This is a genomic window from Frateuria sp. Soil773, from assembly GCF_001428405.1.
GTDB lineage: Bacteria > Pseudomonadota > Gammaproteobacteria > Xanthomonadales > Rhodanobacteraceae > LMSL01.
Window position 1 is genome coordinate 75,701 of the sequence record NZ_LMSL01000003.1, and the last position, 6,808, is coordinate 82,508.

General features: G+C 66.1%; 4 protein-coding genes and 1 pseudogene. 3 read left to right on the forward strand and 2 right to left on the reverse strand.

Annotated features, from left to right (window positions below):
- Nucleotide 1: 1 nt before the first annotated feature.
- Both ASG87_RS02765 and ASG87_RS02770 read right to left on the reverse strand, forming a co-directional pair.
- A complete protein-coding gene (locus ASG87_RS02765) occupies nucleotides 2–3,049 on the reverse strand; it encodes a TonB-dependent receptor (protein ID WP_056000486.1) in 3,048 nt (1,015 codons plus the stop codon).
- Nucleotides 3,050–3,145: 96 nt separating this feature from the next.
- The gene (locus ASG87_RS02770; RefSeq protein WP_056000489.1) at nucleotides 3,146–4,174 is read right to left on the reverse strand and encodes a LacI family DNA-binding transcriptional regulator; all 1,029 of its coding nucleotides are present in this window, start codon (nucleotides 4,172–4,174) and stop codon (nucleotides 3,146–3,148) included.
- A gap of 290 nt (nucleotides 4,175–4,464) precedes the next feature.
- Between ASG87_RS02770 and ASG87_RS02775 the strand changes: the two genes are divergently transcribed.
- The 3 genes and pseudogenes from ASG87_RS02775 to ASG87_RS19075 form a co-directional block, all read left to right on the forward strand.
- Nucleotides 4,465–4,923, forward strand: a complete 459-nt coding sequence (locus ASG87_RS02775) for an SPFH domain-containing protein (protein ID WP_056000491.1) — start codon at nucleotides 4,465–4,467, stop codon at nucleotides 4,921–4,923.
- Between the two features lie 140 nt (nucleotides 4,924–5,063).
- Nucleotides 5,064–5,693 carry a 16S rRNA (guanine(527)-N(7))-methyltransferase RsmG gene (gene rsmG / locus ASG87_RS02780; RefSeq protein ID WP_056000494.1) on the forward strand — a complete coding sequence of 210 codons (630 nt, stop codon included), beginning with the start codon at nucleotides 5,064–5,066 and terminating at the stop codon, nucleotides 5,691–5,693.
- A gap of 317 nt (nucleotides 5,694–6,010) precedes the next feature.
- A pseudogene (locus tag ASG87_RS19075) lies at nucleotides 6,011–6,808 on the forward strand (RHS repeat-associated core domain-containing protein); the annotation flags it as partial.

Here is a 6,808-nt window from a genome sequence, read left to right on the forward strand (position 1 = left end):
GCTAGAACCTCAGCCCCACCTCGAACTTGAAGGTGCGCGGCGCGAAGGTGATGTTGCCGGTGCGGTTGTAGGACACCTGCACCGGATAGGTCGCGCCCGAGAGGGCGTTGTAGTCGACCAGGTTGTCCCAGTTGAATACGTTGAGCACGTCGAAGCGCCCGTAGAGGACCATGCCGTTGCCCAGGTCGAAGTTCTTGGTGGCCTGGAAATCCAGGTCGCGGTAGCCCCAGATCCTGCCGCCGAAGAGGAACTTCGAGCCGCCGGGGGTCACCGCCGTCGCCCGGCAACTGGACCCGTTGTCGAACACCACGTTGTCGTAGCACGGGATGCCGTTGTAGGGCAGCGGCGTGGCCAGGGTCAGCTTGGCCGAGAGGGTGATGCCCCACGGGCCGTCCATGTTGCCGGTGGCCACGAAGCGGTGCTTGGCGGCCGCGTTGGAGGCGATGAACGGGTAGTCGCCGATGGTGGCGTAGTCGAACGAGTAGTGCTCGTTGATGTCGCGGTTCTGCTTGGCGTGGGTGAAGGTGTAGGCGAACGTGGCGCCCCAGCCGGATTCCTTCGTGTACGGCTTCTCGGCCGACAGCAGCACCTGGGTGGTGCGGGTGGAGATGCCGTTGTTGCCGACGATCAGGCCGCCGAAGCCCGGCACCGGGCAATCCCAGGGCTGCTGCACGTGGGTGGAGTTGTTGCACACGTTGGGCCCGAAGAACGAGCCGTCCGGATAGCGGTTGCCCAGGGTGAAGGCGAAGCCGTCGTAGCTGAGCACGCGCGCGACGGTGGCGTCGGTCAGCCACTGGCCGAACTGGTTGGACATGCCGATGCTGAACTGGTCCGAATACGGCGCCTTGAGCCTGTTGTTGAGCATGTCCACCTCGGCGCCGGTGTTGCTGGCGGCGACCAGCGCCTGCAGGTTCTGGATGCCGTTGAGATAGCGCGGGTCCCAGTCGTAGCAGTTGTTGGTGGCGCTGCCGCGATGGCACTGGCCGGTGGCCGGGTCGCGGAAGTAGATCGTGTACTGCGGCAGCGCGGCCTTGGTGGTTTCCAGTTGCAGGTAGTCGAACAGGTCGCGATCGTAGGAGCGGCCCGCGCCGCCGTGCAGCACGTGCGCCTGGTCGCCCAGGAAATCGTAGGAGAAGCCCAGCCGCGGCTGCCATTCGCCCTTGTAGGCATGGCGGTTGCGGCCGTTGCTGATGTAGTCGTCGATGTTGATGCCGCCCATCGCCAGCGACTGCGCGTAGGTCTGCCCGGCCGGCGCGTTCGGGTCCTGGCCGTGGAGCGCGGCCACCACGTTGGCGGGGGTCACGAAGTCGGTGTACGAGGGCGTGCGCTCGTAGTCCCAGCGCACGCCCAGGTTCAGCGTGAGCTTGTCGGTGACGTCCCAGTCGTCCTGGATGTAGGCGCCGAACTGGTGGCTCTTGGTCTTCACCGACGGGGTCAGGCCCAGGCCGGTCACCGGCTTGGTGAAGAACGCCTTGTACGGGATCGCGTCGGTGCCGTCCGGGGTGACGTTGTAGGTGAACTGCGGGTTGATGTCGGCCGCGTCGGCCGCCTCCAGGTTGATGTTCTTCTTCTTGATGCCGAGCTTGACCACGTGGTTGCCGTGCCACTCCAGGTCGTTGAAGGTGAGGTTGTCCTCGAACGAAGGGCCCTTCTGGCCCTTGTTCTGCGTCGCCAGCGGGCTGGCTGCGCCGGTGTTGATCAGCGCCGGGTCGGAATTGGGCAGCGCCCAGGTGTAGTCGATGCCGTTGCCCAGGTTGCGCGCGGTGGGTGCGTTGAACGAGTCCTCGTAGGTGGCGATCAGCTCGTTGTAGAACGCCTCGCCGCTGTGCTGCCAGCGCACGGAGTAGCGCTTGTCGTTGTTCTTGGTGACGTAGGCGGCCGAGGGCGCGTCCTGGTCGCCGATGCCGCCGTACTGGTCTTCCTTGCGGATCTGCGCGCTCGCCTCGAAGCGGTCGCGGTCGGTCGGCTCCCAGTCGATCTTGCCGAAGTACAGGTTCTCCTTGAACGGCAGGTTGGCCGAGCCGAACTGCGAGCGGACCTCGGGCGGCAGGTAGGGCACGCCCGGGGTGGCGTCCGCCGCCGGGATCACCGCGATCGGCGTGGTGAAGCGCTTGCCCTCGTAGGTGACGAAGAAGTGCGCCTTGTCCTTCACGATCGGGCCGCCCAGGGCGAAGCCGAATTCCTTCTCCTCCGACGTGGCCTTGTTGTGGTTGGCGCGTTCGTTCGGGGTGCGCTCGCGGAAGGCGTCGTTGGTGTAGCGGTCGAACGCCTCGCCGTGGAATTCGTTGGTGCCCGACTTGGTCTGCGCGGTCACCGCGGCCGAGGAGATCTGGTCGTACTCGGCCTTGTAGTTGGAGGTGATGACCTTGTACTCGCCGATCGCCAGTTGCGGGAACGGATTGCCCTGGCTGCCGATCTGGCCGGCCACGCCGCCTTCCTTCACGTAGCTCTTCTGGCCGACGCCGTCGATGAACACGTTGACCGAGCTGTTGTTCATCGCGCCGCCGCGCAGCGAGGTGTTGCCGTCCTTGTCCGAGGTGAACACCATGCCCGGCACGGTGTCGGCGAACTCCAGGAAGTTGCGCGAGATCTGCGGCACCGTCTGGATCTGGCGCAGCGAGATGGTGCCGCCGACTTCCGGCGTCTTCACCTCGCGCAGGGTGGTGGCCGAGACCGACACGCCGCCCAGCGTCTTCGCGCCCGCGGGCGTGACGGCGGTGCCGGCGGCCGCCGCCGGCTTCAGGTCGAGCGTGGCGGTCGACGCCACGGTGAGGGTGACGGTCTTGGAGACGCCGCCGGCATCCACCTGGTAGGTGCCGGGCGGCAGGCCCACGAGGGTGTAGCTGCCGTCGGCACCGCTCCTGGCGCGGCGGGTGCTGCCGGTGGCGGTGTTCCTGGCGACGACGTCGATGCCGGGCGCGGCCTTGCCGCGCAGGTTGGCGTTGGCGGTCTGCGCCCACGACGGCGCGGGCGCCACGGCTACGGCGGCCATGGCGCCGCCGATCAGGCCGGCGAGCAGTTTCTGTCTGAGATGCAGAGGCGTTTTCATGTTGTCCCTCCCCGGGCGCATGAGCTTTACTGGCGGAAATGGAAACGTTTACATGCAATGCCGCGATGAATCCGGGCCGTCGTTGCAGCGGCCTCGTTATGGTTTTGGCTTGGCGTGGGGCGCGTGCCCCGGGCGGACCGTCGATTCGCGCACCATCAGTTCCACCTGGACGCGGTGGTGCGCGAACGGCACCGGCCCGGCGCTTTCGAGCTGCTCGTCGAGCATGCCCAGGGCCTGTGCGCCCAGTTCGGCGATGCGCACGCGCACCGTGGTCAGCGCCGGGGTGACGTAGCGCGCCATCGGCACGTCGTCGAAGCCGGCCACCGCGATGTCGTCAGGCACCCGGACGCCGGCTTCGCGCAGCGCCGACATGCAGCCGATCGCCATCATGTCGTTGGCGGCGAACACGGCGTCCGGCCGCGACGCCTGCGCCAGCAGCGCCTGCCCGGCGGCATGGCCGGACTGCTCGCTGAAGTCGCCCGGCCACACCTGCGCCTCGGCGCCGGGCAGGTGCGCGGCAAGGGCTTCCCGGTATGCCTGCTCGCGCTCGGCGACGTCGTGGTTGGCCGCCGGGCCGCGGATGAAGGCGATCCGCCGGCGGCCGCTGGCCAGCAGGTGCTCCATCACCAGCCGCGTGCCGCCGCGGTTGTCGATCGACAGCGCGGCGTAGTCGGGACAGGCTTCCAGCGCGGTGTTCATCAGCACGGTGGGCAGGCCGGCCGGCAGGTTGCTGCGCAGGAAGTCGGCGTCGGCATGCGGCGACATCACCAGCAGGCCGTCCACCCGCCCCTGCATCGCGCGCATCGCGGCGGCGGCCTCGAGCGCGTCGTCGTGCGAGCTGGACACCAGCAGGTGCAGGCCGCGCGAGCGCGCCGCCAGGTCGATGCCGCGGATCAGCTCGGAAAAGAACTCGCCGTGCAGGTCCGGCAGCAGGGCACCGATGGTGTGGGTGCGGCGGGTGATCAGGCTGCGCGCGGCGCCGTGCGGGATGTAGCGCAGGCGGGTGGCGGCCTCGCGGATGCGCTGCTGGGTCTGCTCGGTGACGCCGGCCTGGCCGTTGAGCGCGCGCGATACCGAGGCGACCGACACCCGCGCCTCGCGTGCCACGTCTTTGATCGTCGCCATCGCGCCCAGCCTCGCCCTTGCGTCCGCTCCGGTATCGAAACGTAAACGTTTTCATGCCGGCTTGTAAAGCTCCGCTGCGTGACGTCCCCGGGAGCATCCCGGCGGACCTGGTGCGGCCGGCGGCGCATCGGCTCGCCTGCCGGCCGCGCCGAACGGCTAGTGCGAAAGAGGGATTGAATCGCCACGCGGATCGTCGTTAAATAAAAATTAATCTACGCAGGCTCAAACGGCTGTAGTCTGCTTGTTACGACCACCGAAGAAACATCGGATAACCAACTGTTTCCTTGACCATGTTTGCCCTGATCTCCCTCGTCCTGCTGTGCCTGCCGCTGCTTGCCGCCAGCGCGTTGCGGCGCGTGCCGGCGGGCCAGGTGCATAGCCTGTACCGTCATGGCCGGCCGGTGCGCCTGCTGCAGCCGGGCACGCACTGGGTGCTGCCGCTGGTGGACCGGGTGGCGCACCGGATCGACCTGGGCGGGCAGGTCCTGCGCTTCCAGGAGCCGCTGGCCGGCGCCGCCGACGTGCACGGCACGGTGTACTGGCAGGTGCTGGAGCCGGAACGGGCCGACGCGGTGATCGACCAGGTCGACCAGTTGATCCGCCGCGGCGCGCTCGAAGCGCTGCGCGAGGAGCCGGCCGCGACCGCCGCCAATCCCCGCGACCTCGGCAGCCGCCTGAAGCAGGCGCTGAACGGCGCCCTGCGCGAGCGCGGCATGATGGTGACCCGGGTCGAGCTGGATTTCGCCTGACCCGGATTCCCGCCCCGCCGCTAGCCGGGAAAGCCCCCAGAGACCTCGAACTCGCCGCGGCGGGTTTTCTTTCGGCTGGCATCGCGGCCGCGCGATCCGGATACTGGCCGGCCGTCCGCACGCAGCCCAGAGGATCCGCCATGACCGCCCGCGCCGCCTTGCAAGCCCGACTGGAACAGGGCATCGCCGCGCTGGACCTGCGGCTGCCGGCCGACGCGGTGCCGCGGCTGCTCGACTACCAGGCGCTGCTGGAGCGCTGGAACGCCGCCTACAACCTCACCGCGGTGCGCGATCCGGCGGAGATGGTGACCCGCCACCTGCTCGATTCGCTGGCGATCCTGCCCTACGTGCAAGGCGCCAGCCTGGCCGACCTCGGCACCGGCCCCGGCCTGCCCGGCATCGTGCTGGCGATCGCGGCGCCGGGGCGCGAAATCCTGCTGGTCGACTCCAACGGCAAGAAGGTGCGCTTCCTGCGCGAGGCGATCCGCGCGCTGAAGCTCGAAGGCGTGCGCGCGCTGCAGTCGAGGGTCGAGGACGTCGAGGGCCGGTTCGACTGCGTCACCGCGCGCGCCTTCGCCAGCCTGGCCGACATGCTCGCCTGGGGCGGCCACCTGCTGGCGCCGGAAGGCGTGTGGCTGGCGATGAAGGGCAAGCCGTCCGACGACGAACTGCCCGGCATCCCGCCCGGTTTCGCCCTGCGCGGGCGCCACGCGCTCGACGTGCCCGGGCTCGACGCCGAACGGCACCTGCTGGTGCTCGGCCGCGCGTGAAAGCCGATATTGATCGGCAGCATTCGACTATCAATACCTTCCATAGCAATGACCTGAAAGAGGGCTGGTCAGGGCATAGCGACTACGCTGTACTACTTGATTTCTGTGGCCATGACCATGGAGCATGGGATGCCATCAGCAGGGGCAGCTATGAAAAAGGAATTTGGCTGGTTTGCTTTGCCGTTGTCGTTGATGCTTGGTTTCGCCCATGCGCAACCAGGGGAGGTGACCTATGTGTATACCGATCCCCAAGGCACGCCTCTCGTTGAGGCGGATGCGAATGGGAACATCATGCAACCTTTGACTACAAGCCTTATGGAAGCCAGGCCATGGGCGGTCCTCCCGCCGGCCTTGGATATACGGGGCATGTGAACGATCCGGATACCGGACTCATTTACATGCAGGCGAGGTATTACGATCCAGAGATCGGGCGGTTCCTGAGTGTCGATCCGATCGCACCCAGTCCGAGTGCATTGTTTGGGTTCAATCGATATGACTACGTCAACGATAACCCAGTCAACAACATTGATCCTGATGGCCGTGACAACTGCCCAGGCCAAAGCCGGGCTCAGTGTGTGCGCTCCGATTCGGGAGCGGCTCGCGATCTTCAGTCAACTCGGCAGCAAGATACTGCCGCGGTGGAAAGTAGATCCAAGGTAGAGACATCTCAAAAACCCGAAAAAGCTTTAGCCCTGATAGGAACCACAAATGTTACGGTTCAATCGATAAATGGCCAGATCATCCGGACAACCGCTAAAGATAAAGACGGTATCAATCTGAATAATCTGCCACACGGAACGGCAGCAATAGAGCACAGCCATATTGATGGAAAGACCCACGGCGTATCATCGGATGGCTTCATTAGTCCCGGCGATGCACAGCCATTGGGACATGGGATTATCAATTATGCAGTAAGCGAGCGGCGTGTAGCAAAATATGAAGTCGTAGGTGGGCGAATTCAGGTTACCGCAATTAAAGGTTCGTTTACGTCTCGTGAGGCGCATGCGCTTGAGCAGTCTGCGAATGCTCAACAGTTGGCGATCGATAGTCTGAGAGCCTGTTCACGATCTCCGAAGCAGCAGGGTGAGGAAGGCCAAGTGAATGAACTGCAGGCT

What these genes read in the sequence shown, in the direction of transcription:
- rsmG (WP_056000494.1), top strand. Translation starts at nt 5,064, where the DNA reads ATGACCGCCCGCGCCGCCTTGCAAGCCCGACTGGAACAGGGCATCGCC.
- ASG87_RS02765 (WP_056000486.1), bottom strand. Translation starts at nt 3,049, where the DNA reads ATGAAAACGCCTCTGCATCTCAGACAGAAACTGCTCGCCGGCCTGATC.
- ASG87_RS02775 (WP_056000491.1), top strand. Translation starts at nt 4,465, where the DNA reads ATGTTTGCCCTGATCTCCCTCGTCCTGCTGTGCCTGCCGCTGCTTGCC.
- ASG87_RS02770 (WP_056000489.1), bottom strand. Translation starts at nt 4,174, where the DNA reads ATGGCGACGATCAAAGACGTGGCACGCGAGGCGCGGGTGTCGGTCGCC.